This window comes from Candidatus Melainabacteria bacterium (assembly GCA_003963305.1).
GTDB lineage: Bacteria > Cyanobacteriota > Vampirovibrionia > Obscuribacterales > Obscuribacteraceae > PALSA-1081.
Map to the genome: position 1 here is coordinate 260,350 of RXJR01000018.1, position 24,733 is coordinate 285,082.

At 50.9% G+C, this 24,733-nt stretch carries 21 protein-coding genes; 10 read left to right on the forward strand and 11 right to left on the reverse strand.

Annotated elements, in window-relative coordinates:
• Positions 1 to 44 precede the first annotated feature (44 nt).
• Positions 45 to 3,041: a tetratricopeptide repeat protein gene (locus EKK48_18530; protein RTL39861.1), complete on the reverse strand. Its 2,997-nt coding sequence runs from the start codon at positions 3,039 to 3,041 to the stop codon at positions 45 to 47.
• Between the two features lie 401 nt (positions 3,042 to 3,442).
• Between EKK48_18530 and EKK48_18535 the strand changes: the two genes are divergently transcribed.
• The 7 genes from EKK48_18535 to EKK48_18565 all read left to right on the forward strand — a co-directional run bounded on the left by EKK48_18535 (position 3,443) and on the right by EKK48_18565 (position 10,609).
• Entirely contained in the window at positions 3,443 to 6,064 is a 2,622-nt protein-coding gene (locus EKK48_18535; GenBank protein RTL39862.1) for a bifunctional acetaldehyde-CoA/alcohol dehydrogenase, read from the forward strand.
• A 63-nt stretch (positions 6,065 to 6,127) separates the two neighbouring features.
• The gene (locus EKK48_18540; protein ID RTL39863.1) at positions 6,128 to 6,457 is read left to right on the forward strand and encodes a hypothetical protein; all 330 of its coding nucleotides are present in this window, start codon (positions 6,128 to 6,130) and stop codon (positions 6,455 to 6,457) included.
• Positions 6,458 to 6,640: 183 nt separating this feature from the next.
• The gene (locus EKK48_18545; GenBank protein ID RTL39864.1) at positions 6,641 to 7,684 is read left to right on the forward strand and encodes an ABC transporter ATP-binding protein; all 1,044 of its coding nucleotides are present in this window, start codon (positions 6,641 to 6,643) and stop codon (positions 7,682 to 7,684) included.
• A gap of 100 nt (positions 7,685 to 7,784) precedes the next feature.
• Positions 7,785 to 8,828, forward strand: coding sequence for an ABC transporter permease (locus EKK48_18550; GenBank protein RTL39865.1), 1,044 nt, complete (start codon positions 7,785 to 7,787; stop codon positions 8,826 to 8,828).
• A gap of 19 nt (positions 8,829 to 8,847) precedes the next feature.
• Positions 8,848 to 9,465 (forward strand): hypothetical protein, encoded by a 618-nt coding sequence (locus EKK48_18555; GenBank protein ID RTL39866.1) that lies wholly within the window; start codon positions 8,848 to 8,850, stop codon positions 9,463 to 9,465.
• Between the two features lie 136 nt (positions 9,466 to 9,601).
• Positions 9,602 to 10,153, forward strand: coding sequence for a bacterioferritin (locus EKK48_18560; GenBank protein ID RTL39867.1), 552 nt, complete (start codon positions 9,602 to 9,604; stop codon positions 10,151 to 10,153).
• Positions 10,154 to 10,270: 117 nt separating this feature from the next.
• The gene (locus EKK48_18565) at positions 10,271 to 10,609 is read left to right on the forward strand and encodes a DUF962 domain-containing protein (GenBank protein RTL39868.1); all 339 of its coding nucleotides are present in this window, start codon (positions 10,271 to 10,273) and stop codon (positions 10,607 to 10,609) included.
• 56 nt (positions 10,610 to 10,665) lie between these two features.
• Here the strand turns inward: EKK48_18565 and EKK48_18570 are convergent, their stop codons facing one another.
• From EKK48_18570 to EKK48_18590, 5 genes are all read right to left on the reverse strand, one after another.
• Positions 10,666 to 11,448: a hypothetical protein gene (locus tag EKK48_18570; protein RTL39869.1), complete on the reverse strand. Its 783-nt coding sequence runs from the start codon at positions 11,446 to 11,448 to the stop codon at positions 10,666 to 10,668.
• A gap of 76 nt (positions 11,449 to 11,524) precedes the next feature.
• A complete protein-coding gene (locus EKK48_18575; protein ID RTL39870.1) occupies positions 11,525 to 12,352 on the reverse strand; it encodes a hypothetical protein in 828 nt (275 codons plus the stop codon).
• 14 nt (positions 12,353 to 12,366) lie between these two features.
• Positions 12,367 to 13,380 carry a hypothetical protein gene (locus EKK48_18580; protein RTL39871.1) on the reverse strand — a complete coding sequence of 338 codons (1,014 nt, stop codon included), beginning with the start codon at positions 13,378 to 13,380 and terminating at the stop codon, positions 12,367 to 12,369.
• A gap of 3 nt (positions 13,381 to 13,383) precedes the next feature.
• The gene (locus EKK48_18585) at positions 13,384 to 13,794 is read right to left on the reverse strand and encodes a hypothetical protein (protein RTL39872.1); all 411 of its coding nucleotides are present in this window, start codon (positions 13,792 to 13,794) and stop codon (positions 13,384 to 13,386) included.
• Between the two features lie 86 nt (positions 13,795 to 13,880).
• Positions 13,881 to 16,133 carry an SAM-dependent DNA methyltransferase gene (locus EKK48_18590; protein ID RTL39873.1) on the reverse strand — a complete coding sequence of 751 codons (2,253 nt, stop codon included), beginning with the start codon at positions 16,131 to 16,133 and terminating at the stop codon, positions 13,881 to 13,883.
• A gap of 132 nt (positions 16,134 to 16,265) precedes the next feature.
• Here EKK48_18590 and EKK48_18595 point away from each other — a divergent pair, with 132 nt between their 5' ends.
• Positions 16,266 to 17,384: a citrate synthase gene (locus EKK48_18595; GenBank protein RTL39874.1), complete on the forward strand. Its 1,119-nt coding sequence runs from the start codon at positions 16,266 to 16,268 to the stop codon at positions 17,382 to 17,384.
• A gap of 15 nt (positions 17,385 to 17,399) precedes the next feature.
• Here EKK48_18595 and EKK48_18600 read toward each other — a convergent pair whose 3' ends face one another.
• A complete protein-coding gene (locus EKK48_18600; protein ID RTL39875.1) occupies positions 17,400 to 18,161 on the reverse strand; it encodes an RDD family protein in 762 nt (253 codons plus the stop codon).
• Between the two features lie 17 nt (positions 18,162 to 18,178).
• On the opposite strand from EKK48_18600, the gene EKK48_18605 reads away from it, so the two are divergent.
• On the forward strand, positions 18,179 to 19,168 hold the full coding sequence (locus EKK48_18605) for a stage II sporulation protein M (GenBank protein RTL39876.1): 990 nt from the start codon (positions 18,179 to 18,181) through the stop codon (positions 19,166 to 19,168).
• A gap of 109 nt (positions 19,169 to 19,277) precedes the next feature.
• Positions 19,278 to 20,378, forward strand: a complete 1,101-nt coding sequence (locus tag EKK48_18610) for a serine hydrolase (GenBank protein ID RTL39877.1) — start codon at positions 19,278 to 19,280, stop codon at positions 20,376 to 20,378.
• A gap of 13 nt (positions 20,379 to 20,391) precedes the next feature.
• Here the strand turns inward: EKK48_18610 and EKK48_18615 are convergent, their stop codons facing one another.
• The 4 genes from EKK48_18615 to EKK48_18630 form a co-directional block, all read right to left on the reverse strand.
• The gene (locus tag EKK48_18615) at positions 20,392 to 21,066 is read right to left on the reverse strand and encodes a hypothetical protein (GenBank protein ID RTL39878.1); all 675 of its coding nucleotides are present in this window, start codon (positions 21,064 to 21,066) and stop codon (positions 20,392 to 20,394) included.
• 113 nt (positions 21,067 to 21,179) lie between these two features.
• Positions 21,180 to 21,851, reverse strand: coding sequence for a hypothetical protein (locus tag EKK48_18620; GenBank protein ID RTL39879.1), 672 nt, complete (start codon positions 21,849 to 21,851; stop codon positions 21,180 to 21,182).
• 3 nt (positions 21,852 to 21,854) lie between these two features.
• Positions 21,855 to 22,340, reverse strand: coding sequence for a pantetheine-phosphate adenylyltransferase (locus EKK48_18625; protein ID RTL39880.1), 486 nt, complete (start codon positions 22,338 to 22,340; stop codon positions 21,855 to 21,857).
• Between the two features lie 280 nt (positions 22,341 to 22,620).
• The gene (locus EKK48_18630) at positions 22,621 to 24,639 is read right to left on the reverse strand and encodes a HAMP domain-containing protein (GenBank protein ID RTL39881.1); all 2,019 of its coding nucleotides are present in this window, start codon (positions 24,637 to 24,639) and stop codon (positions 22,621 to 22,623) included.
• Positions 24,640 to 24,733 lie beyond the last annotated feature (94 nt).

Consider the following 24,733-nt stretch of genomic DNA (forward strand, 5'->3'; position numbering starts at 1 on the left):
ATTCAGGCGTTATTCCTATCAATGCGGAATTTATACGCGGTTGTCTACTTGAGCGAGATTGGTACAGTCAGGTGCAAGTCGCGTTCGCTGCCCTGACCTGGCAACATGTTCGGTATGTAGAGATCGGCTGAAGGGCTCAAGTTGTGACCGGGCACCTTGATGACGCCGTGTATTTCACCGTTTGGTGGCACATTTTTGGATGGGAAGTTGATTTTGACTATGCGTTGAGGTTGACCGGTCATGTTGATTACGGCATTCGCGGGCGAAGGCACTGCCAGAGCGATTTTTTGATCGTTGTGGAGGACCACATTAAGCTTGATATCGAGCGGAGATGGTTTTACTCCTTCAAGTTCGAGACGCACAGCACCCGACGATGAACTATGGTTCGTCGGAATCGGTGGCTTGAGCGCCGCTTGCAGCGCACTCTGTGTTTCCGGTGGCAGATTGGCGGCAAAAGACTGCAGTGCTGCCGCGGAGTTTGGCAGATTCGCGAGAGCTGACTGGAATCCTTCCGAGCTTGTTAACGAGGCAGGCAGTGATTGCAGAATTGTTTGCATCGATGCGCTAGCACCGTTCGGCGTCAGTGACAGAGCCTGTGCGGAGGCCTCAGATGCCTGACTGGGAAGTTGACCTGCTGCATTTTGCGGCATCATGGCCGTGAGCTGAGACAAAGGTACCTGCATAGAAGTGAAACTGGGTGCATACGGACCGGTAGTCGGCGGGGCGGACGAAGCCATCCCAATTGCTGGTGCAATAGACTGCGGGGATGCCATTCCCGTCGTCGGAGACATGTAAGGAACCGGGCTGGCGATCGGGGTTTCCGCTTGCAATGTTGGCTGCGACTTAAGGGCGTTAAGCTGTTTCTGCGCTTCTTGCAGTTGCGATTGCAGCAATTTGTTTTGTTCTGCCAGGCTCTTGCCCTTTGCTATCGTGCCGGTTTTAGTGACTGGTTTTTTGGTTTTCAGAGCGGCCCTGGCTTGCGCCGAAAGGTTGGCCAGGTTCTCCGATGTGGCTGCCTGCGCGACGAGGGCGCCGGTCGAATCGGGAACGGCTGCTGCTGCAACTGTCTCTGTCACAGATTTTGGTGCCACTGCGGCACTGGCGGTGGAGCCGGCCGACTGTGATGAGGTGGTCAGTGCGCCGGAACCTGCGCCGGGCAGACTTTTCGCTCCGATGCTGCCAAGCAGGCTGTTGACGCTGGCTAGATTAGAACTGGCGGACGCTAAAACCGGGCTCTGCGCGACCATGTCAGCCGGAGCTGGTCCTGACCCTGTTGCCGGTTCGGTCAAGCCTTTCAGCGCTGCATGCGCAGCATCTTCCATTTGCTGCGATTGTGCTTTTTGCTGCACGCTGTAATTTCTCAGACTGGTAAGGAAGCCCGACATGCTGGAAACTTGCGTCGTTGTGGATAATGGTGCCGGCTTCGGTATGCCTGGCAGTGACATCGCTGGCGGTGCCTCGGCGACGCCGCCGTTGAAAGCCTGCCCGGCGGTGACTGTCGTGTTTCTGAATGCTGGTGCCACTTGTGGTGTCAAGCCCGGCAAGAGCATCGCGGGAGCGGCTGCTGCCAATCCTCCTGCTGCCGCTGCTGCAGCCACGAGCCCGTTGGCACCGCCTGTGCCTGCTCCGGCCATAGCATTCATTTTTTCGCTCAGTTGAGCTTGATAGAGCTTGAAAGAACTGTCGCCAGGGCAGAGTTTGACGGCCTCTGAGACTTTGGCATGGGCTTCCTGCAGAGCCCCTGCCGCTTCCAGGTTATGCGCCGCATCAACAGCATGATGGGCTTCCTGCCTGGCTAGTGCCAGTTTAAAGCTCTGTCTTGCCGCGGGAAGATTGGCATTGTTCGGGTCTATCTCCACGACTTTTCTATACTCGGCCTGGGCTGATTGCAGATCGCCGCTCAACTGATGGGCTCTTGCCAGACCCAGGTGGCTGTTGGCGCTGTGTGGATTAGTTGTAACCTGCTTCTGCCACAAGTCGATCAGATGTTGTGACGCCACTTTGTCATTCGGGTTAACTACGAGCGCTCGGCTCAAGTCTGAATTTGCCCCGACGATATCGCTTTGACCAAGGCGGATGATGCCCATCTGCCTGAGCGCTGCGCCAGAATGCGGCTCCAGTTCGAGTGCCTTTTGATATTCGAGCCTGGCCTTCTCTTTATTGTTGTTTTTCATGGCGACGTCGCCCAACCCGACATAGGCGTCAGCCGACGGCTTCAGCCTGTTGGCGGCGTTGAATTCCATCTCTGCGTCTGAGGTTTTGCCTTTCGCCAGCAGCGCATGAGCTGTTTTAAGCCTGTCTGGTGCGCTTTCGGCGCTCATACCCTGCTTCTTCATCACCTCAGCCAGAACCGTATGCGCGGCCTGGTTCTGGGGTTGCACCGACAGAGCCTCACGTGCCATACGACCCGCGGCGTCGATGTTCTGATCTGAGAGCAGCTGCTGGGCTCGCTGCACCGATACTTTGGCGAATTCGTTTTTCAGAGCGGTGTCGCGAGGCAGAGATTTGACATAGCTCTTGAGGAGTTCTTGAGCCTGATCCAGCTTGCCTTCTTTGATTAAATTCTGCGCCTTAACCTGTGCTTGATCCAGAAATGAAGCGACTTTAGGTGATGTTGAAGCACGTTTCAGCGTTTTCTGAACCGAGGTCGACCAGCGCTGTGGTTTCGCTGCGCCTTCTCCGCTCGTCTGTGCCGACATGTGCAAGAGGCTGGGCGGAAGCAAAGTTGGTGTGAGAGGTGGCGGTGGAGGAACCAGTCCGGTTTTGCCTGAAATTCTGCCCGACTTGTACGACGACGGCGTCGTGTAACCAGGATCACCGTATGAGTCACCCTCGGTGCTGGCTGACTCGGCGTCGAAACGTCGGGGAATGCGTGTCGGGGGCACAAAAACTTTCTTGGCTCGGGAAAAGTCTGCCGCCCGGCACGGCTGCATCACATGTAGTGGCGCCAGTTGCGACACGAATGCCAATCCAAGCAAAAGCGATAAAGATTTCGCCAGGTCAATTTTTGCTGCAGGAGGTGAGATGGGTGCTTTTGCCACGAATTGTTTTCGCCCCGGAGGGGTTACTGGGTTGAACCTTGAAAATCGGCATCGCCTGAGCTATTTTAGTCACAACTTATTTACATTCCAAGGGGTAAATTACGTGTTCCACCTGGAATGTGGGTGGACTGAATTCATTCCTTGATATTCTAATAGAAGCCGCGCCAAAAGCCTCTTCAGCTACGCTGGAGTGTCAGGAATTTCGATTTTCCTTCCCGTATAAGAATATTAGGTTTATTCCATATTTGTAATCGGCCGGCACAAAAAAATGGAATTTCGCCTACACTTGGAAACGGTACGATGTGCAACTGCACGGTTTCTCCGGTGTTTTTTAGTAACCATCCGGTAGCCAGTTTCCCACTTAGCAGCCGTTGGAATCAGAAAAGACAAGGACTGAGCCTATGACATCAACCATTAAAGACCATGACCAAGCCCTCATGGAGCGCGCAAATCATCTTGTGCGTCAGGCTCGGTTGGCGGCTGCCGTCTGGACTCAGTACACGCAGGAGCAGGTTGATGCCATCGTCAAAGCGATGACTGTAGCCGCTATTGAGAACGTGCACAAGCTGGCCATCGCTGCTCACGAAGAGACGCGCATGGGCATGATCGAAGACAAAGTCTTGAAGAACTTTGTCGCATCAGAATTTCACTACCATCAGATTCGCGACAAGAAGACTGTTGGCATTATTAACGAGTTTCCCGAAGAAAATATTGTGGAAGTCGCCGAACCTGTTGGCGTCATACTTGCCATCACGCCTGTGACCAATCCTACTTCGACAGTTATTTTCAAGAGTCTGGCGGCGGCTAAAACAAGAAACAGTGTTATTTTCAGCCCTCATTTGATGGCGGCAGATTGCAGCAATCTGGCAGCAAAAATTGTTTACGAGGCTGCTCTGGCGGCAGGTGCACCAAAAGGATTCATCACCTGGGTGGAAAAATCGCCCCGGCTGCGTCGTGAGACGGAGCTGATGATGGTGCATCCGGAAGTAGATTTGATCTTTGCGACGGGTGGAACGCAGTTGGTACGGGCTGCCGCCAGCTCAGGAAAACCTGCTCTGGGTGTAGGCTCTGGCAACACGCCGGTTTACATCCACAAATCCGCTTCATACGATTCGACGGCGATGGATGTAATTATCTCCAAGACTTTCGACAATGGCACAGAGTGCCCTTCGGAGCAGACTCTCGTCATTGATGCCGAAGTTGCACCAGCTTTGCTCGCTGAGTTTCAGCGCCTCAACTGTCATGTCTGCAGTCTCGATGAAGTGAAAAAAGTTGCTGATGCCGTGATCGACCCTCGCACCGGCGGCATGAACTACAAGCTGGTTGGTCAGCCTGCTGATTTAATTGCTGAAAAGGCCGGCATCACCGTCAATCCTAATACGAAGATATTGTTGTGCCCGCTCGAGGGTGATTTGCGGCATCACAAGCTGGCTGTCGAAAAGCTCATGCCCGTGCTTGGTTTCGTCATCGTCAACTCAGTCGATGAGGGCATCAATCGAGCCCTGGATATCAATTATGCGGGCGGCACCGGTCACACTGCCGGTGTATTTAGCGAAGACGACAGCGTCATCGAGCGATTTGCCGATGCGATAAACGCAGGCAGAATCATCGTTAATTCGCCCACTTCAATTGGCGGCTTGGGTGGTGTTTATAACAATCTCAATACGACATTGAGTTTCGGCTGCGGAACCGGCGGCGGCAACATCACTACAGATAATGTCGGCATCAAAAATCTGCTCAACTACAAGCGTGTGCCGAGACGCAAAAACTATACCCTCACTTTCCAGACGACCAAGAACATTTACATAAACCCCGGCAGTATCGATCATCTTCGCAGCCTCAAGACTAAGTCTGCCATTGTTATAACCTCGAGGTCCGCTGCTCGCCGTGGACATCTCTCCATGGTTCTGGAAAGACTGCCTGCTGATTGCAAAGTCGACGTCTTTGGAGACGTTGGTGTTGAGCCGGATATCTCAATAGTGGAAAAGGCTGTCGCTGTCATGCGCCAGAGTCCTGTTGATACTGTCATCGCCCTTGGTGGCGGATCGGTTCTGGATGCGGCAAAAATAATTCGTCTCTTCTATGACAATCCCGGTCTCAAGTTACAAGAGTTGGCTGTTAACTTCCTCGACTTCAAGCAGAGAATCTCTGTTTTTCCTCAGGTGGTTCCAACTCAGCTGGTTGCCATTCCGACTACCTCTGGCACAGGTTCAGAAGTGACTCCTTTCGCTGTTTTGAAAGATAATGAATCGAAGCGCAAGCTCTCTCTGGTGGATGAATGTTTGTTGCCGAACATCGCCATTATTGATGCCAATCTGACTAAGAGTTTGCCTAAGGAAATAACTGTTGATACCGCATTTGATGCGCTCACTCATGCGCTGGAGGCTCTGGCATCAACATTCTCGTCTGATTACACTGACGGGTTGGCACTGGAGGCGATGCGCCTGATCTTCGAAGCCTTGCCTGAAACTTTGAAAAACCCAACTCAGGTATTGTGGCGGCATAAATTGCACAACGCTGCTTGCCTGGCCGGCATGGCTATCGGAAACGCATCCGTCGGCATCAACCATGCACTTGCTCACAGCCTGGGCGCCATGTTCGATATTCCGCATGGTAAGGCTAATGGTGTCTTTTTGCTTTCGACGCTGGAATACAACTCCAAAATTCCGCGCAAGTTCATGCCCACCTCGACTTATCCGCTCTGGGTGGCAGATCAGAAGTACGCCCGGGCTGCACAATTCCTCGGTCTCACCGATGAAGATGCGAAAAATGGCGAAACTCCATCGCGCGAAAAAATGTGTGTCCTTCTAAGACGTGCTGTTTACGATCTGGCTCGTTTAGCCGGGCAACCACTTTCTGTTGCTGAGCTAGGGATCCCTCAGGATCAGTATGAACAGCGAATGGTTGAGCTTGTTAGAGGCAGTTTCGAAGATATGAGCATGCGCACAAATCCGGCTCTGCCACTGATTCCTGAGGTGCTCAACTTGCTTATGACTGCATATGCGCCGCGGCAACGTCCTTAGCGCGCTAGTAATGTTTTGAGCAGTATTGTTGAGTTCGAGTGAGATTAAAGAAGGAGTTTAAAGATGAGTGGCGAGAACGCCGAACAAGCCGTAGAGGCGCGACGCAACGAAGTGCTGCAAATTGAAGGACCACTCGAGCGCGGCATCGATCATATCGATCGAACTTTAGCAACAGGTGTAAATTTAACCCTCGATTTCGCCAACTGCAAATTCATCACAGTTGACGGTCTGGAATGGCTTGAAGAGCTGCTTCTGCGTTCCGACTCACTTGGCAGTAAAGTGGTGTTCATCAATCTTGTACCGTCGGTCTACAAAGTGTTCAAAGTCGCTCACATCGATAGTCTCTTACGAGCCTGCGGCGCGCCGAGTCAGCCGACTCAGCCTTACTGTTAATATGAACTTTCTCGATTGCCGTACGTCATTTCTTTAGACCAATCGATCAGATGCTGTCCCGGGCAGCGCATAATAGAATCTGCTGCACTTGTGCATTAGATCAGTCGGCAGCATGCTGCTTTATGACCTTGGGTAGGTCGGGTGGTTTTGCCCAGACTCACTCTCGAATATTGGTAACTTTGGATCTCGGACATCGCATTGAACACAAGTGAAATTCGCCAACCGGCGCTGCAGACAGTTAACCTCACCAAAAAATTTGGTGATAGAACTTCGGTCAACTCGCTCAATCTAAGTGTTTATCCCGGCGAACTTTATGCGTTGCTGGGGGATAACGGTGCAGGTAAGACAACCACCATTAATATGCTCACAACTTTGCTCACACCCACATCTGGTGAGTTTTTTATATGTGGATTGAACGGTGTTAAACAGTCTGAAAAGACCAAAGGTGCTTTTGGGATTGTGTCGCAAGACGTGGCCATTTACAACGAACTGACTGCCTATGAGAATCTGAGCTTTATCGCGGATCTTTATAAGATTCCAAAAGTTAAAGCCAGGGAGCGCATCAAAATATTATTGGAAGACGCCGGACTCACCGATCGTGCTAACGATCTGGCTGGCAGTTTTTCTGGTGGCATGCAGCGCAAACTCACCATTGCCGGTGCTCTGTTGCATGAGCCGAAGGTGTTGTTTATGGACGAGCCTACGGTGGGTCTGGATCCTGCTTCCAGGCGACAGATCTGGACTTCGCTGAAGGCTCTGAAAAATCAAGGTGTGGCAGTTCTTTTGACGACGCATTATCTTGAAGAAGCAGAATTGCTCTCGGATCGTATCGGCATCATCAGGCGCGGAACGCTTGTGGCAGAAGGGACGATTGACGACTTGCGGCATAAGATTCAGGGGATTCGCAGCATCGCGATTCGATTGACTCGTGATATCGATGAAGATCAATTGCTGTCTAAACTGGAAAAGTTGAAAATGAAGTTTCCGGTAGAAGTTAAGCGGGACGTATTGCGCAACACCATATCATTTGCTCAGCCGCAAGATGGAAAGCTTGTGCGCAGCCTTTACCAGGTGCTGAGCTGGTTGGAAGAAGAGGAAGTTCCATTCTCCAGATTTGCAACGAGCGAACCTAATCTTGAGGAAGTTTTTCTTGCCGTTGCTTCTACAAAAGATGACATTGATACTGAAAAGCTTGGTGAGGAAGAAGCCGATGAAGACTTCAATTAAGCGAACGTTTTGTCGACGCAGGGCACAGAGAGCCACGAGATAAGAGCAAAGAGCAAGAGCAGAGAGCAAAGAGAAAAGAGAAAAGAGATTAAAATCAAACGTGCGACAGATACTGGCTATCATCAATAAGGATATATTGCAGTGGACGAGGCGTCCGCTCTATTTCATTTCGAGCATCTTGCTTGCCGTCTTGATCATCGCCGTGGTTGGTAACACGCTGTCGGGTGCTACGAGCATTCCCTTTGGTGTATATGATCCTGCCGGCATCAGTGATTTGAGCAAAGGTCTTGAAGATACCCATCAATTTATTGTTTCCAATTATGATGACCTGGAAAAGGCCAAACAGGATATCACTACAGGCAAAATCGTCGCCCTGGCAAACGTCTCGCAGGACCCGCTTGAGGATTCAGTGCAGATTTTGACGGATGGACACAATCCCTTTGTCGACAACCAGATTTCGATGGGGCTTTTGAAGGTCCTGACACAGAAGAATAAAACTCTCAGCATCCCGCTTAGGACGTCTGCCTTGTTTCCTCTGAACATTACTTTGAGAGACTTTGTTACGCCCGGATTGGCTGCTTATCTCTGTTATGTTCTTGCGTCCATGAATCTTGGATTTTCATGGATTTATGAATGGATGGAGAAGACTTATCGGCAGATTATTCTGGCGCCAAACGGTCTGCAATCTGCCATTATCGCCAAAAGTTTGACTGTAACGATTGAAGCTTCTGTTGTTTTATGGATCGCCCTCTGCCTGACCGCTCCATTCAGCGGTTTCACTCTTGGCTCTAATTTCGTCGGGCTTGTCGCCACAACCCTGGTTTCTGTTTTTTCCTTTACTTGTCTGGGACTGGCGGCAGCCTGTTTGCTCAAAACTATTCGCATCTACACGATGACGGTTTCAATCGCTGGTGTGGCGCTTATGTTCGCCAGCGGTATCATTATTCCATTAGAGGCGATGCCAAAATGGGAACAATTTTGTGCGCTAGCTCTTCCAATGTATTACTCCGCTGACGCCTTTAAAGGCGTGATGTTGGGTATCCCGGCAGATTATTTACGAGATGTCGGTGTTTTGCTGGGATGGGCAGTAATAGGACTGGTTTTCTCTTCGATACTTCTGTACCAACGCAAAGCCGCACTCTAATCGGAAGGAGCTTCAATAAATGCTGAATCGAACGGGCAAACCGGCAGGAGTGTTGGGAGCTATGCTTGCCGCCGCCATTGTTTCTGCAAGCCCCGCATCCGCGCTCGAGCCGGCCTTTTTATCCGTTCAAAATATCGTCAATGTTTTCTCCGCGCCTGCAGCGAACTCGTTCAAGAAGGCGGAAAATTACATCGATTATGACGCAATGTCCCAGCGCTCTCTTGGTTCCTCGCAGTGGTCTAAATTGACTGCCAAGCAGAAACATGATTATGTGGCGGCACTGAAATCCTTAATGGAGCAGCGGTATTACCCGCGATGGCATCGGATCTTCTCCCGAGCGAAAGTGGAGTATCTTTCGAAGTCGACTGATGGCGGCGATCTGCTTGTTAAGACCAATCTGGTCGTAGGCAAAAAGCGAGACGCTATGACCTGGCGGCTTAATGATCACAACGACAAAGTCGTCAGTCTGGCAATTGGAGAGAAGGATCTTCTTGATCGGTTAACTCATAGGCTACAACCAAAATTAAAGAAAAACGGATTCCAGGCAATGTTGGCTTGGATGCAGAACCACGCACAAGGTGAGGAGTCGGCAACCCAGACCAGTTCAGCAGAATCAGTGCTGGGTGAGTCTCGCTGATTGACAGTCGGTGCTTCTGGTTTGACAAATTTGCACTGTCCGCAAAATTTATATTGTAGTAACATAGGCAGCATTAGCAGTAAGTGCCGCGCATCTTTAAGCGCTGAATTCTGCCGCAAATAACGAAGGAGCAAAAATGACAGCAGTAAATGACACTAACGAGTTTGCCGCGGACATCGCAGAAATCAGACGCCGCGCCCGTGAACACATGGAAGATGGACCGGTGACCAATGCTTATGGTGCAGACCGCATTAAAGTTGTAAAGCTTTTGAACGAGGCTCTGGCGACTGAGCTTGTCTGCGTGCTTCGCTATAAACGCCACCACTTCATGGTTCGCGGTATCAATTCTGAGTCTGTAGCAGAAGAGTTTCTCGAACATGCCAACGAAGAGCAAGAGCATGCTGATCAGATTGCTGAGCGCATCACGCAACTCAACGGTGAGCCTGATATGAATCCTGATGTTCTCAGCAAGCGAAGTCATGCGCAATATGTCGAAGGCAAGGATACGCTCGATATGATCAAGGAAAACCTCGTGGCCGAGCGCATAGCTATTGATTCATACAAGCAGATGATTCTCTACATTGGTGAGAAGGATCCGACAACACGACGCTTGCTCGAGTCGATTCTGGAGAAGGAAGAGGAGCACGCCGATGACATGGCTAACCTCCTCAGTTCGCACAGCAAGTAAGGCGCAACATATAGCGGCTTTCCCTCGTTTTCGGTCGCGGCACTTGCTCGCTTGCCTTTTTGCAGGTTGGCTCGAGCATTGTGCTTGCCGAGCTTCGTTTTTGGGTATTATGGAAACATGGATAGCATCGCATCAGAAGAAACGCAAGTATCCGCTCGAGACAACCTCGTGCAGCATTTGCGTTACTACAAGTCCAAGCATCGCAGCAGGGGCTGCAAGATCACGCACATGATCGGTATCCCTATGATAGTGCTTGCCTGGTTGAGCCTTCCGTTCAGTCGCAAAGCATTTTTTCAATTGCACACCGGTGGCTGGATTTTGCAATTTATCGGGCACTTCGTTTTCGAGCATAATAAGCCTGTAATTCTTGAAGTTCGAGATCCAAAAACGGTGGTGTCTGCTCTTATCTTTGTGTGCGAAGAGTGGCGTCGTCTGCTCAATGGCGAAGATCTCTAATGGTAAAAGGGAAGAACGCCTGAGCGCCCTTCCCTGCTATGCGGATTTGTTCTCACTTAAACCCGCGATAACGTTTTTCCTTCCCTTGGTCGCGTTTCGCCATCTGTCATGTCTTTGAAAAGCTTGTGGCGGTGCTTATAAATCAGTACAGCTGCAATCGGAGTGCCGATAGCCACTGCCACAGCGGCGATTACAATGGCGAAGAGAATGGTGGCGAGCAAAGCTTTCAATTCCGTCAACTCTTGATGCAACTGCCGTAGCGGTTGAGCTACGCTTTGTAAGGGCTCCTGTAACTCGTGAAGCGGTTTTTGCAGTTGACGAATCGGCACTTCCAGTTGCCCGATCTGGCTACGCATTCCGGCAATATCACTGCGCACTCCATCCATCTTTGTGCCAACCTTGTCCATGCCTGTGCCTACATCGCCAACTTGTTTGGACATCGAGTTGAGTTGTCCCTGCATTGACCCCATGCGATTGTCGACGCTATCCATCTTGTTATGCAGTCCAAGCATGGCTGGCTGCAAATTTGAGATCGGTCCGGTCAGCTTCATAATCTGCTTTTGCAGCTGAACAGAATTTTTTTCCAGGCGCACGACAGGTGCAAGTGCTTTCTTGATGGGATGAAAGCCCTTAATTGGCGGATCGTCGGCCGGCGGTTGGAGATCGCTTGATTTGAGCTTCTCTTCCTGTGTCTTATCATTGGCGGGGACAGCCTGGGCGGTCTTTTGCTCCGGAGCATCGGCTGCGACGGGCTCAGCCGCATAGGCTGCCGATAAACCGATTGAGCTCGCTACTAAAAACGCCGGAAGCAGCGCCTTAAGGGGTTTGTTCGTTGCCATCGTGCATTTACCTCTTCTCTAACCGTGTTGATGACGCGGCTTGTCAGATTCGGTTCCGGGCAACAGTAGCTATGTTTCAATCACTAACAGAGAGTACGAGGCTGGGAGAAGGAATTTGATGATCAGCGCGAATTGGGATTATTGCTGTGCCAACGCAGAAAAACTCAATCACATTTGTGCTCCATCCATATGATCCCTCGTGGATGTCGACGCCTACAATTCCTTCTGCTTTCAGGTTCTCAGCCTCAGTCTGCATTCGTTCCATGGCCAGCTCGCGAGCATCGTATAGTCCTTGAGTGAAATTTGTCATCTCCACATTCTGCCCGACATTCTTGAACCATTGTCCAAAGGTTTGATGAGCGATGTGGTAGACGCAGTTACCCATGACCATTCCAACCGGTCTGTAACCTGACTTTAGAAGAGTCCAGAAGTCTTGACCTGACAAATCGCTCGTGAAAGGTTTGTCGTCGTGCGTGCGAAACGGGCTTCTGCTACCGTTTTTTGCGCTTTCGCGATGGTAGACTGCGGTTCCAAGCGCGACGAACTCTGCCAGATCCGAGTTCCAGCTCATGTGTTTGACGCGCAGTCTGACGCCGATGACACCATCTGCACCCAGCTCGTATGCTTCTTCTTCCATTCTCGTCATAGCCAGCTCGCGGGCATGATAGAGAGCTTGTGTGAGTGTTTGCATCTCTTCATTTTTTGTCCACTTCGCCTGCTGAAAGCCGATGTGATAAATGGAGCTGCCGACGACGAACCCAGCCGGCTCGAAGCCTGCTTCTTTGACCAGCAAAAATTCATTGACTGAGAGATCGCTTGTGAATAGAGTTCGATTGGCACCGGTGCCCCGCATCTCTTTCAAGCGTTCCTTGGCGTGCTCAGGAATTTCCGGCAAGTCTGGCATAACATTCTCCCAAATTAGTCATCATCATCATCGTCTTCAATGTCAAAATCATCGTCGCTGCTCGTCGTGCCACCGTATACGGTGTCGATTTGGACTGAGCTGCGGCTCAAGCTGTTTAAGTCAAGAATCAAATTGGGCGAAGGTAAACGGTCCAGGCGCTCTTCCTTGCTGCTAATTACTGTGCCCACGACAGTCCAGTGAACAAGCATGTCGTGATAAGTGTAATTGTTTACTTCGTATGCGATGTCTTCAATTTCGTAATCTGCCGCCACTCCGATCAGTCCATCGCCACCGTTCTCGTGAATGTGACTCTGGGCACGCGCCATAGCCAGATTCCTCGATTGGTAGAAACCTTGCGTGTAGGACAAGACCTCCTGGTTGGGGGCGAGATTCAAGCCGAACAACTGTTTGTTGACAATCGACTGTGTGCGAGAGTCTGAGTAGATGTAGTACGAACAAATGCCAAAGGCCAGGGCCAGCGGTCGATACCCGGCTTGATAGAGCTTCCAGAAATCTTGCCCGTTTAGAGCACTGGTGAAGGGTAATTCACTTTCCGGGTAGCCTGGAATTTTGACGGCCGTGCCGATTGCCGTGAATTCCGTCTGTCGAGAACTCCAATCGTGACTTTTGATGACCAGCCTGACACCGATCACGCCTGAGGCGCCGAGCAATTGAGCTTCGTGCTGCATGCGGCTGATTGCCATTTTGCGAGCTTCCAGCTGGGCATGGGTGATATTGGTCAGCTCTCCGGTGCTGTTCCATCTCGATTTGTAGAAGCCCCAGAAGCTGACGTTAAAAAATGATGTGCCCATTACCTGGCCCAGGGTCTTAAAGCCAGATTGTCGGCACAGCAAATACTCTCGCGTGCTCAAATCGCTGGTGAAAAAATTACTGCCGATCGCCTGCTGGCGTTCAATGCGTTCACGCGCCGTCGGCGGCACTTGCCCGCTGCTGAGAGCCTGTAGCGTAGCCGCTTCTCGCTGCTTGCGGCGTTCATCATCTTTATTGTTTTTGTTCCAAAAGAACATCGCTTATCCCAGCACGAACTTGTTCAGGGCTCGTCGCGTTTGAGCATTTTTTTCTGACATATCTTTCAATCCGGCAAGAATTTTTTCGATGCATTCCTCAACTGATATGTCATTTGTTTTGAGTACTACGCCCTTGACCAGTTTTTTGGCGCTGGCGGTGACAGAGCCGTGCTTCTGTCTGACGATTTGATATTGAAAATCGTCGAATCTGACATTTAGTTCTTGCAGCGGTCGTTCCTTTGACATGAACCATCCGCCTCGCTCGATTGTCACTGCTTCCGGCACGGCGGCCTGGAGCATTTTGGCCAGTTGCTCGAGCATGTCAGTCGATTGAGCTGTATCCGAGCGCAGCGACGCGGCAAGAACGTCGAGCTGAAGTGCTTGATCGAAATCATCAAAATCTGGTGCGGACACAATCGACTCCACGATGAAAACAGAACAAAATTAGAACATGCTTGACCAGATTAAGTGTGCAGCTTTTACACAGCCGGGGTTAATTTTTAAACTTGCTGTTTACAAGTGCTGAGAATAGTTTTGCGAAATGAGTCTGCGCCTCGTCTTACCCATGGATCGTTCTGGATCGTCTTTCGGCACGAGGAGCTGATTTCGTACATGTTAAAAATGATCTCGTCCAGTTGCTTTTGAATTGCTGCTTCATCATCTGCCCATCGTTGACATTGCTTTTGATGCAAGTCTTGACTGAGTTGGACATCGCGATTATATCGGCCGGCCGCCGCTCCCTCGAAGCTTGGAGAGCCCGGATCAAAGCTTTCCACCTGCCGGGCAATTTCTATTGCCTGCGCGCTCAGTGATGCGACGATCCGCTCTGTATCCGGGTCTGGAACCAGAAATGGAAGGCGCCTGATGTCACCAATTTGGAAATTAATTGTCGGATTTAGAACGCCGAGAATAGAACGCACCAGTGATGAATTTAGATACCCGAGTATAAACAAGATGTCGATTCGAGAACTGAAAATAGCCGAGCTGGCAATGTCGAAAACCGCACCGGGTGTCAACAGTCGTGCCTTGAAGCCTTTTGTGCCTATATAAGAGTATGTGACGCCTCTCTTGAAATAGAATGGTTCCCCTGGCAGCCTGGCTGATTGTCCACGGTTTACTCGATATTCGCGAATTTGCTGCCCGTCTGTTTTCCAGTGCAGCATCAGTGGGCTGGTGTAATACCATTTATGACCGCCGCCTTTGTCATATGGTACGTATTCATGCCGTACCCGCTCGTCAATTTTGTCGAACCTGGTTACGAATTTTTGGTTGTTGCACGTGAAGAGACCATTTGTACAGGTTATGGCATGGTCCGGAGCGACGATGGTTGGGTGTCTGTTGAACAAGCGTAGTATCTCAGGTGGTGCCCAGAATGAATATGGTGCTTGTGGCAAATATTGAGCCTGTGCATCGGCTTCTGCGCGTGAGACAATGCGGGGAGCGATATTACTGAGCCCGTTCGATTCGGCGAGCGCTTTTTCCTCTCTTGTCAGCAACTGCCAGCAGCGTACATCTGAAGCCTGCTGATTGTCTTTCTTTCGAAGCGTGATAATTGCGGTGTTGGTCTTTTCACCACCTTTGGTGGCAAATACACCCGAGCCAAGTTGCGCGATTGCTTCAACATTCGCTGTTTGCATCATCGTTTCGCGCAGACTCTGGTATCTCTGAATCGTCAGTACGCTCTGCTGGCAAATTGCTGCCAATCGGCCTCCTGGTTTGAGCAGTCTCAGGCCAAGCTCCAGAAATGCGGCATAAAGGTCGTATTGGCTGTCGGGAAATTCTGCTTTGAGAAAATCTCGGATCATTTGAGGCATGAGGCGATGCCCAAGATAAGGAGGATTCATGGCGATGGCATCGAACTGTTGTGGAATGCCGGGGAGTTGCACTGAGGCTCCGAGCAAGAGGCTTCCGATAGTGCAGGCTCGTTCCGAGTCTCCAGCCAGGCTGATTTTAGCTGGGGCTATCTCGATAAAGCTTGCGCAAGAATCTCGAGCTTCCAGATAGAGCGCCAGTTTGGCCAGGTCTACGAGGCCCGAGTCCACATCCAGCCCGAAGAGCTGTTGTTCAAAAATTCGCTCTAACGCTTCTTCCTGACTGGTTTGGCTTTGTTTTGCCAGCAGTGAACGCAGAGCCGGCACGAGCAGATGCCCCGCGCCGCAGGCTGGGTCGAGAAACCGGGCCGCTTTGTTGCTGCTGAGCGCCTCTTCGACGAGGAAATCTGCAATCCAGTCAGGTGTGAACCATTGTGTCAGAGATGGTATATCGCCAGTCTGAGCCCGTGTGCGGTGACCATCGACGATGTTTTTGCGTACGCCTGCAGATTTGATAGCGCATTGCCAGAACCAGCCGGCTGCCAGCGATTCGTCTAGTGCCGCGCTGCTGTGAAAACTGCTGATTGCCTTGACAAGCCGGTGCAATCGTTTTTCTATAAATGATTGTCCGTAGTCTCTCTGGCAGTGCTGAAATACGCCTGAGCTGGTCACCGAAAAGGCAGTACTATCCAGGTGCATTGCCGGTTTGCCTATGGCCGCGCCGTATTCCTTTATAAATTGAGTCATGATGCTGTCGCCAAGCGCCACGGGCAAAATTCCGCGTGCCGCCAGCCCGGCCGCTGCGACCAGTTCAAGGAAGACACGGTCTGAATGCTTGAGTTCGGGATCCTCTTTGCGCAAAAGGCGCAGCAACTTCATCATGGACGCGTGCCGATCCTGCTTAGTGCAGTCACGATGGGCATTTACAGTGATGGGACTCATTTATTTGCAATTGACTGGGGAGAAATCGTGTTTTTGATCCATGAAAGAAAGGCTATGAACGGAAGATTCCAGTTGTCATTTAGTGTATAAATCCAGTTATTCCAATGAATCCAGCGAAATCGGGAGCACCTTATGGTCAAGGCAGGGCTTGAGGACATAGTAGCGGCATCTTCATCCATTTGCGATGTGAATGGAAAAGAAGGGCGCCTCGTTTATCAGGGTTACGATATTCACGATCTCGCCGAACATTCAACGTACGAAGAGACCGTATTTTTGTTGTGGAATGGCAGATTGCCCCACAAGCAAGAGCTCGAGACGCTGTCGGCAGCATTGCGTAGCAATGCCGCAATTCCCGCTGAAGTGGTGAAGGCGATGAAGGCATTTCCCAAAGATGCCAACTCGATGGAAGTGCTCCGTACTGCAGTTTCTATGCTGTCTATGTATGATCCCGATGATGAGCTCAACGATCGCGATGCCAACGTACGCAAAGCCACTCGTCTAACTGCTCAACTGCCGACTATCGTTGCTTACTGGGATAACATTCGCAACGGTAAAGAGCCCGTCGCTCCCAATCCGAATCTCAGTGTTGCAGCCAATTTCCTTTATCTGCTTCACGGCGGCAAAGAGCCAGATCAGCTGAGCACGAAATCTCTGGACATTGCCCTCATCCTTCACGCCGACCATGAACTCAATGCGTCGACATTCGCCGCTCGTGTGGCCGCTGGAACTTTGACCGACATTCACTCTGCTATTGTCGCTGCCATCGGCACCTTGAAAGGACCGCTGCATGGTGGTGCCAACCAGGAAGTGATCAAAATGTTGATCAAGATCGACAAGCTGGAGAATGTTCAACCATACATCAGCAAGATGTTCGAAGAGCGCAAGAAAGTTATGGGCTTCGGTCACCGTGTTTATAAAACTGAAGATCCAAGAGCTTCTCACCTGCGTAAAATGTCGGAAGAGCTGGGCAGGACAAACAATGAGTTGAAGTGGTTCCAGATGTCTCGCAAGATCGAAGAGATGGTTCTGAATGACAAAGGTTTCTATGCAAACGTAGATTTCTACTCTGCTTCTGTCTATTACATGCTCGGTATACCGACCGATCTGTTTACGCCGATTTTCGCTGTAAGCCGCATGGCTGGCTGGGCTGCTCATGTACTCGAGCAGTACGACAACAATCGCTTGATTCGCCCTCGTGCCGATTACACAGGTCCGAAAAACCTGACCTACGTATCGATCGACAAGCGCTGAGTCTGAAATCCCGTCTTAGCTTTCAGCTCGCGCTTTGTAAGCGCAGTAGACTCGCTCGAGGAATTTTTCGGACGGCTCGGTCGAGCTGTCATCAAGCTTCTTCCTCATGTAAGAGGCGAGGTTGCCTGCAATCAGTGGACGCTGCGATTTAGCGAGATTGGCGCGGCGCTTCAGGAAGCTTTTGAGCAAGGCATATTCTTGCGGTGTGATTCGGCCTGCGTCTATCGATTCGATGTTATACGAATCTGTGAGCATGAAATCTTCGCTCAGCATCTCTGCCTTTCGTTCGCGCACTACGATGGTGCCGCCGGCATAGTCCCCAAATCGTTTCTCGTTCTTGTCGATGATCATCGGCAGTAAACCGACGAATGCCAACCCTGTATCCAGCGTGCGAATCAAGTTGCGCAAAACTACGCCAGACCAGCCTACCGGTTGACCGTTTGCTTCAATCACCCTGATTGACACGATTTTCTTGCCTGGTGTCTGACCCTGCCATGTCCCTTCGAAAAAAATGAAGTAGCCGAAGTTGATGATAAAGATGATGAAGATAGCTGCCATGCCCAGAATGTTGCTTGCCAGTGCTCTGTCGGTCTCGGGCAGATCTGTAAGCCCGATTACTGTGCTGCCTCCCCAGTAAACAAGCCCAACTATCAGTATCGCTGTGTAGGTAATCGCCGTATCGATAAGAGCGGCCAGCACGCGGTTGCCGATGCCTGCCAATTCCAGGTGTAGGTCAACGTTTTCCGGGGTAGAGATCGAATAGTTTGGTTGCTGCATGAGAACTCTATTCCCCGATGAATGTCGAACGCTGGCTGAGAATAAGAAGACCTGTTTGGGAGAAGCTGGAAGAACTTCTGAAAATAGTTGATAGCAAGGGACTTTCGGGGCTCGACCGTCAACAGTTACAAGAGTTGGGGCGAATTTATCGGTCGGTATCGGCTGACCTGTCTAGAGCCCGGGTAATGAACCTCAGTTCCGATATTCTGTCTTATCTGAACAATCTTCTGGTTCGCGCCCACAACCAAGTTTATCAAACCCGAAGAAACCGCTGGGCTGACTTTTTCGATTTCTTCTACAGGCAATTTCCCTGTCTGGTTCGCAAGCACATACTTTACGTCAGTCTGGCCATCGTCATATTCGCCGTCCCCATGTGTATCAGCTATTTCATGACCCTGGAGGATATCCACTTTGCCCAGTTGGAGACGACGAGAGGACAACCTATTGTCTCGGACGAAATGTGGAACATGATTGAAAATCGGCAGATGTGGACTGATTCCGTTCAACATTACAGTTCCACCGTCTCCAGTTTGATCGCCACCAATAACATTCGAGTAGCAATATTAGCCTTCGTACTCGGCATTACCTTCGGCATCGGTACAAGTATTGTTCTGTGCAATAACGGACTCATGCTTGGCACCGTGCTTGGTGCTTGCCAGACTTTCGGCATGGCGGGAAGATTGCTCGCCTTCATCGCACCGCATGGGGTGCTCGAGCTGACCGCGATATTTATCAGCGGCGGCGCCGGACTTTTGATGGGAAAGGCTCTGCTTTTCCCCGGGCAGCATAAAAGGCTTGATGCCCTGCGGCTTGCCGCTCGCGATGCCGGCGGCATGTTTGGCGGTTGCGTGCCTCTGCTGCTGGTGGCAGGCATGATTGAAGGATTTATATCTCCACGCACCGATTTGAGCGCTAATTTGAAAGTAGCTGTCAGCCTGGCTACAGCAATTGGTTTATTGCTATATCTTTTTGTACCGCGAGAAAAAAATCCTTCTCATCAGGCTTAAATCGCGCATCTTTGAGTAGAATATAGTGAGCGTTCGCGAAGGCACCTGTTTTATTTGCTTAGCTCGTGAACTGCGCACTATTTAAAACAGGTGTGGAGTCTGCATCCATATGACAAACGCTGTGCTCGATCGAAAGAAAGAAAAAGCTTTTGCTGATAAAGTGATCAGAAAAGCGGTCAAGCGCAACCGTCGTAAACCGCCAGGCCAGCGCCTTTTGATCTATACAGGCATTTCTGTGCTGGTGGCTCTGAGTGGCTTGTCGCCTTTCAAGTTCGGCCAGGCCGCTAAACAGCAAGCGGTCACTCCAGCGGTGACAGTGACACCACCTATAGCGCTTACATATCCACTGGATGAGTTGCGCAAAAAAATCGAAGTGGTCGCCACCATGAAAGATTTGCGCGCCGGAGTTTTCGCCGCAGATTTGAAGACGGGCAAGTTTGTTGACTACAATGGTCACGATGAATATGCAGCAGCCAGCATGATCAAGGTGCCTGTATATGTCTCGCTCCTTACTGCTCTTGATCGCAAAGAAGTTTCCTTAGACCAGCCTGTGGAAATTCGCCAGGATCTGGTAACAGGCGGCTCCGGCTGGCTGCAATGGCGCCCCGTCGGCACCAAAGTGCCGCTCAGGGAAGTGGCTGAGCTGATGATTATCATCTCCGACAACACCGCCACCAACATGGTTATCGATTTGCTGGGCGGCAAAGAGAAGTGCAATCGCGACTACGTAAGCTGGGGTCTTCAAAAGACGCGCATCAATAATATGTTGGGCGACTTCGAGGGCACCAACAAAACCAGCCCATATGACATGGTTTATTTGCTCAGCCGCATCGACCGGGGCGAAATTATCAGCCCGGAGAGTCGTAAGTGGATGTATCAGACAATGGAGCGCACGAGAATTCGCACTCTCTTGCCACCCGGTCTTGCCCCAGGCTCCAGAATTCTCCACAAGACAGGTGACATCGGCACCATGGTTGGTGACGCCGGAATCGTCATCACACCGACAGGTCAAAGATATATCGTTTCGATGCAGGTCGAGCGTCCGCACAATGACAGGCGGGCTAATCTGCTCATCCGTGCTCTTTCCAAAATGGTCTATCGCTGCTTTTCAGTTCCATCGCTGACCTGCTCAGATGCGGCAGCTGTACCGCTGGAATCTCTGAGCGGCCCGCCCGTGCACCACAAGCGGCATCATCACAAACACAAATAAACGCCGGCAGTTCTCACTGTCTTTGTGACGACGCTGTTGATTGCATATCCGATTGTTCGACTTGCTTTATAGCTTGCATAGCCGCACTGTCTGAGTTTACTTCAGACTTTCTGCCGTGGTCGGTGAGTGAATCGTAGATTTGATTCGCTTTCTCGGCCGGCGTGAAGGTTTGCTCGCGATAGAGTGTCTGCACATCTTTGACTGTGATCGGCACGAGCTTCTTCTTGGCCTCTTCGTAATCGGCTGCTTCGATTGTGTATTCCTTGCCGATTACCGAACTGGCTGCCCTTTTGATGGCATTCTCGGCATACTGCTTGTAAAAGAATTCGTTTATACGCAGGTGCCCCTGCTCATGCTCTTTGAGTTTGTCGTTGGCGTCTTTTGGCAGTGTGATTACTATAGGAAGTGAGAGATCGCAGGCTGCAGACTTGATGACGAAGCGGAAAGAGTTGGGTGAATCATAGTGGACCCAGTTGAAGTGGCAGGAAAATTTCCAGCTTGGCTCGGTCAGGGCCTTCATTCCGATAGGAATCTTCTCGGGCTTGGCTCCCTCGTAATACTGGTAGTCAACGGCGCTTGGCGCCATGTCGACTGTGATGTTCTCAGCCTGGGCGTGAGTAGACTGAATGCCTGAAAGCAGCGAGGCGCATAACAGCGACAGCAAAAAGTTCGGTTTCATAGCGAACAAAAATTGTCTCCCAAGAAAGATTATTCTAGGATAACAATTCTTCAGGTGTAAAACAAAAGCACGACCCGAAAGTCGTGCTCATCCCTAACGCCAGTCAGAGACCTTTATAGTTGTTAATCGATGCGTGGAGCCAGAAGCGGGCTGCTCAGAGGTTGCCCTCCAGGCACTACACCACTGTGTCTTTTGACGCTGCCCAGCAAGCGCTGACCGTTACGAACGATCGATTGAGACTCTTGCAGTCTGGTAGCCAGATTTTGCAGATCGGCATCGATTCTTGTCAGCACTGACTCAGCGTAGTGGTCGGCGCCTTCGCGTACGCGTGTAGCTTCTTCTTCAGCTTCGATTCTGATTCTGTCAGCTTCGGTAATGGCTTCGCGGCGCATCGCTTCTACTTCGGTAACGACTTGCTTTCTGATTCTTTCGACTTCAGCCTGCACAGCTTTGAGCAGTTCAGACTCGTGCAACATGCTTTCTGCCTGACGGCGAGCAGTTGAAATTACTTGTTCGGCACGACGTTGCGACTCGGCGATGATCTCGTCACGCTGCTGCAAAATGTCTGACGCTTCACGCAGCTCTTCCGGCAAACGGGCGCGAGCTTTGTCTAGTACGTCAAGAAATTCGTCGGCGTTGATAGCCTTGAATTTGTATATACCAACAGCATCATCAATTAAGTGCTCGAGCAAATCGAGATGCTTATAGATGGTCGTCTGCTTGAATGTAGCAGGCGCCTGCCCTTGTTGTAGGGGCTGCTGTTGAGTGAGTGGCGGTGCGGTTTGAGTAGTCATCTACTAGGTGCCTCTGCTGAAATGTTGTTTCAGATATTCGTTCACTGCTGGTGGAACAAACCTTGAAACGTCTCCCCCGAGCCGGGCGATCTCTTTGACCGTTGAGGAACTGATAAAAGAATACTCGGCTTTAGACATCAGAAAAATAGTTTCTAGTTCAGGAAACAATTCCTTGTTAGCCTGTGCCATTCCTAATTCTGCTTCAAAATCCGATATAGCTCTTAGCCCTCTGATCAATATCGTGACGTTGTTTTCTTTTGCATAATCAACGGTCAAACCCTGAAAACTATCGACGGTGACGCCATTCAGATCTTTGAGCGCGGCTGACATAAGCTCCATCCTTTTTTCCATAGGCAATAACGGCGATTTACCGGGATTACCTACAACGGCCATGATCACTTCATCGAAGAGCTTGCTAGACCTCTGGATAATGTCTAGATGGCCTTTGGTCATAGGATCGAAGGAACCTGGATAGATGGCGCGTACCAATCTCCCAAAATCCTCCGCTTGCGATCCGGCGCGCCTTCAGTTCTCTTTGGAATAAGGAATCAGTGGCGCGATTCCAGACCTTGTCAACGTAAGCATAATAACACGGTAGCTCTTGGTAATCGGTTGATTAACGGATGATCAACTGTGCCCTCGATGGATATCGCAATGGCTCGCGGGTGGATATGCGGCGCTTCTGCGCTTGTATGGCGATTGGATTTTCTGGCTGGAGAGCCATTTATTTTGTAAATTTATGGGACTGTAAGGTGCTGCCGGCGGCGGCTCAAGATGCGGTCAGGCTTGAGCTTTCAGTGTTTGCCAGATACTCGCTGCCTGCGTTACCTGACTGGCCTTCGTCCTTTTTTTCGTTCTCATCTAAATCTTCTGCAACAGGCAGGAAGAAGGAGAAGGTCGAGCCCTGCCCCAGTGCCGATGAAACGGATAATCTGCCGTGATGCTTTTCTACGATTTTTTTAACTATCGTTAATCCCAGCCCGGTGCCTTTGATTGTGTGAACCTTTTTCTCGACCCGGAAGAAGCGGTCGAAGATCTGTTCCAGGCACTCCTCAGGGATGCCGATGCCGTTGTCTTTGACGTCGACGCGAATTTCTCTTTCATCAGCAAGATGGTTGACGATGACTTCGATTTTGCCGCCCACTGGTGTGTATTTGATACCATTCGTGAGCAGGTTGATAATCACTCGTTCGATTGATTCCTGGTTGATATTAACCAGCGGAATATCCTCTTCTTCGCAGACCATAGACAGTTCGATCTGACGATCTTTTGCCATCAGATTCAGTGCGCGCAGAGCATACTCGATGGCGCCGCGAATGTCGCCCGGTTCAAGTTCGAAATCGCGATTGGCCTCTTCGACGCGGCTCAATTCAAGCACGTCGTTGACGAGGAACATGAGCCGATCTGCTTCGCTGTCGATGATCTGCAGAAACTCGCGGTAAATATCGGGGTCGAGCTTTTCACCGTGATTGCATAACGTATCAACATAACTTTTGATTGACGTGATCGGTGTGCGCAACTCGTGACTGACGTTGCTTATAAACTCGCTCTTCATGCGCTCCAGCTCGGCTTGCTTGGTGATGTCGTGCATAATCAGAACCGAACCGAGAAATTCTTTGTTCAATATGATCGGTGCCATGTTGACCCGCACTACGAGCTCACCCAGATGCACTTGCTGGGCTACGGGCTCGAGGCTTCCTGGCGAGACTGTGTCGGTGAAGGCCTGGACAATCTGACAAATCTGCGGCGAATCGGGACCTTCCGTGCAAAAAACCAGAGGCTTGCCGAGCAGGTCTTTGGCTTCTTTGGCAAACAGTTGCGTGGCTGCAGCGTTGACGATTTGCACTTTGTTGTCGCGGTCGCAGACGACGACGCCATCTGCAATAGACATGAGCACCAGTTCCAGCTTGTTTCTCTCAGAGATGTATTTGTTGCGTTCAGACATCAGGGTGTCGACATTCTGTTTGTCATACTGCTGCAAGCGGCTCGACATGTAATTGAAGGCGTTCACCACCTGGTCGATTTCTCGGCCGGCGCGCTGGCTGCGGATCTGGTGCCCGAAGTGTCCGGTGGCGATTTCGCTTGCGCCCTGAGAGAGGATACGCAACGGACGGTTGATCAGCGCATAGTTCGTCCACAGACCCATGGCACCGAGCAAGCCCAGCAAACCAAAGATGGAGACGAGAAAGTTTTGCGTTTCTTTAGGGGAGCCGAGGATGGTGAATGATTGGTTGTCCAGTCCGACCCAGCAAATGCCGAGCTGCTCATTGTTCCGCACCATGGGCACGGCAATGTTGGTGAGCGACTTGTAGCCGGGTGGGCTGTGATAGACGCCTGGTATGGCGTAGCTCTTGCTCTGCTCGTAGATAGGGAATACGTCCGGACCCTTGCCGTGCGAATGCAGCATCTGGCTGTCCAGGAGCACTTCACCCTTTTCGTCGCAGAAGGCGATGTAGGCTATGGCGGGCGTCTGCACTCGCTCTGTGAGAATGTAGTACTTGAGCCCTTCCAGGTTGCCTGTGTTGGAAAGTGCCTCAGCGCCGCCTCGTGCCAGAGCTTGGGCCAGCGCCATGCCGAACTGCGAGACCGACTGGTCGATGATCGCCTGCGTTCTGGCCACCCACACCCATGCAGTGAACGTGACGAGCGCCGATATGGAAAGCAAACCCATCAACAGTAGTTGTTTCTGGGCTGAGATGCGACCCCACGACTGTCTAACCTTAGCCACGGTTCTCGTGAATGGCTGAAAGGTCGTCGTTTCCTGATTTGTAGGAGGCGATGAGGTCACGGAATACTCTCCCTGCGCTGTGGCCGGAAGGTTTTCGGCGCACAAACCAATATTAGCCCAATTACTCTAGATATTTACAAGTGAGCTGGCTTTC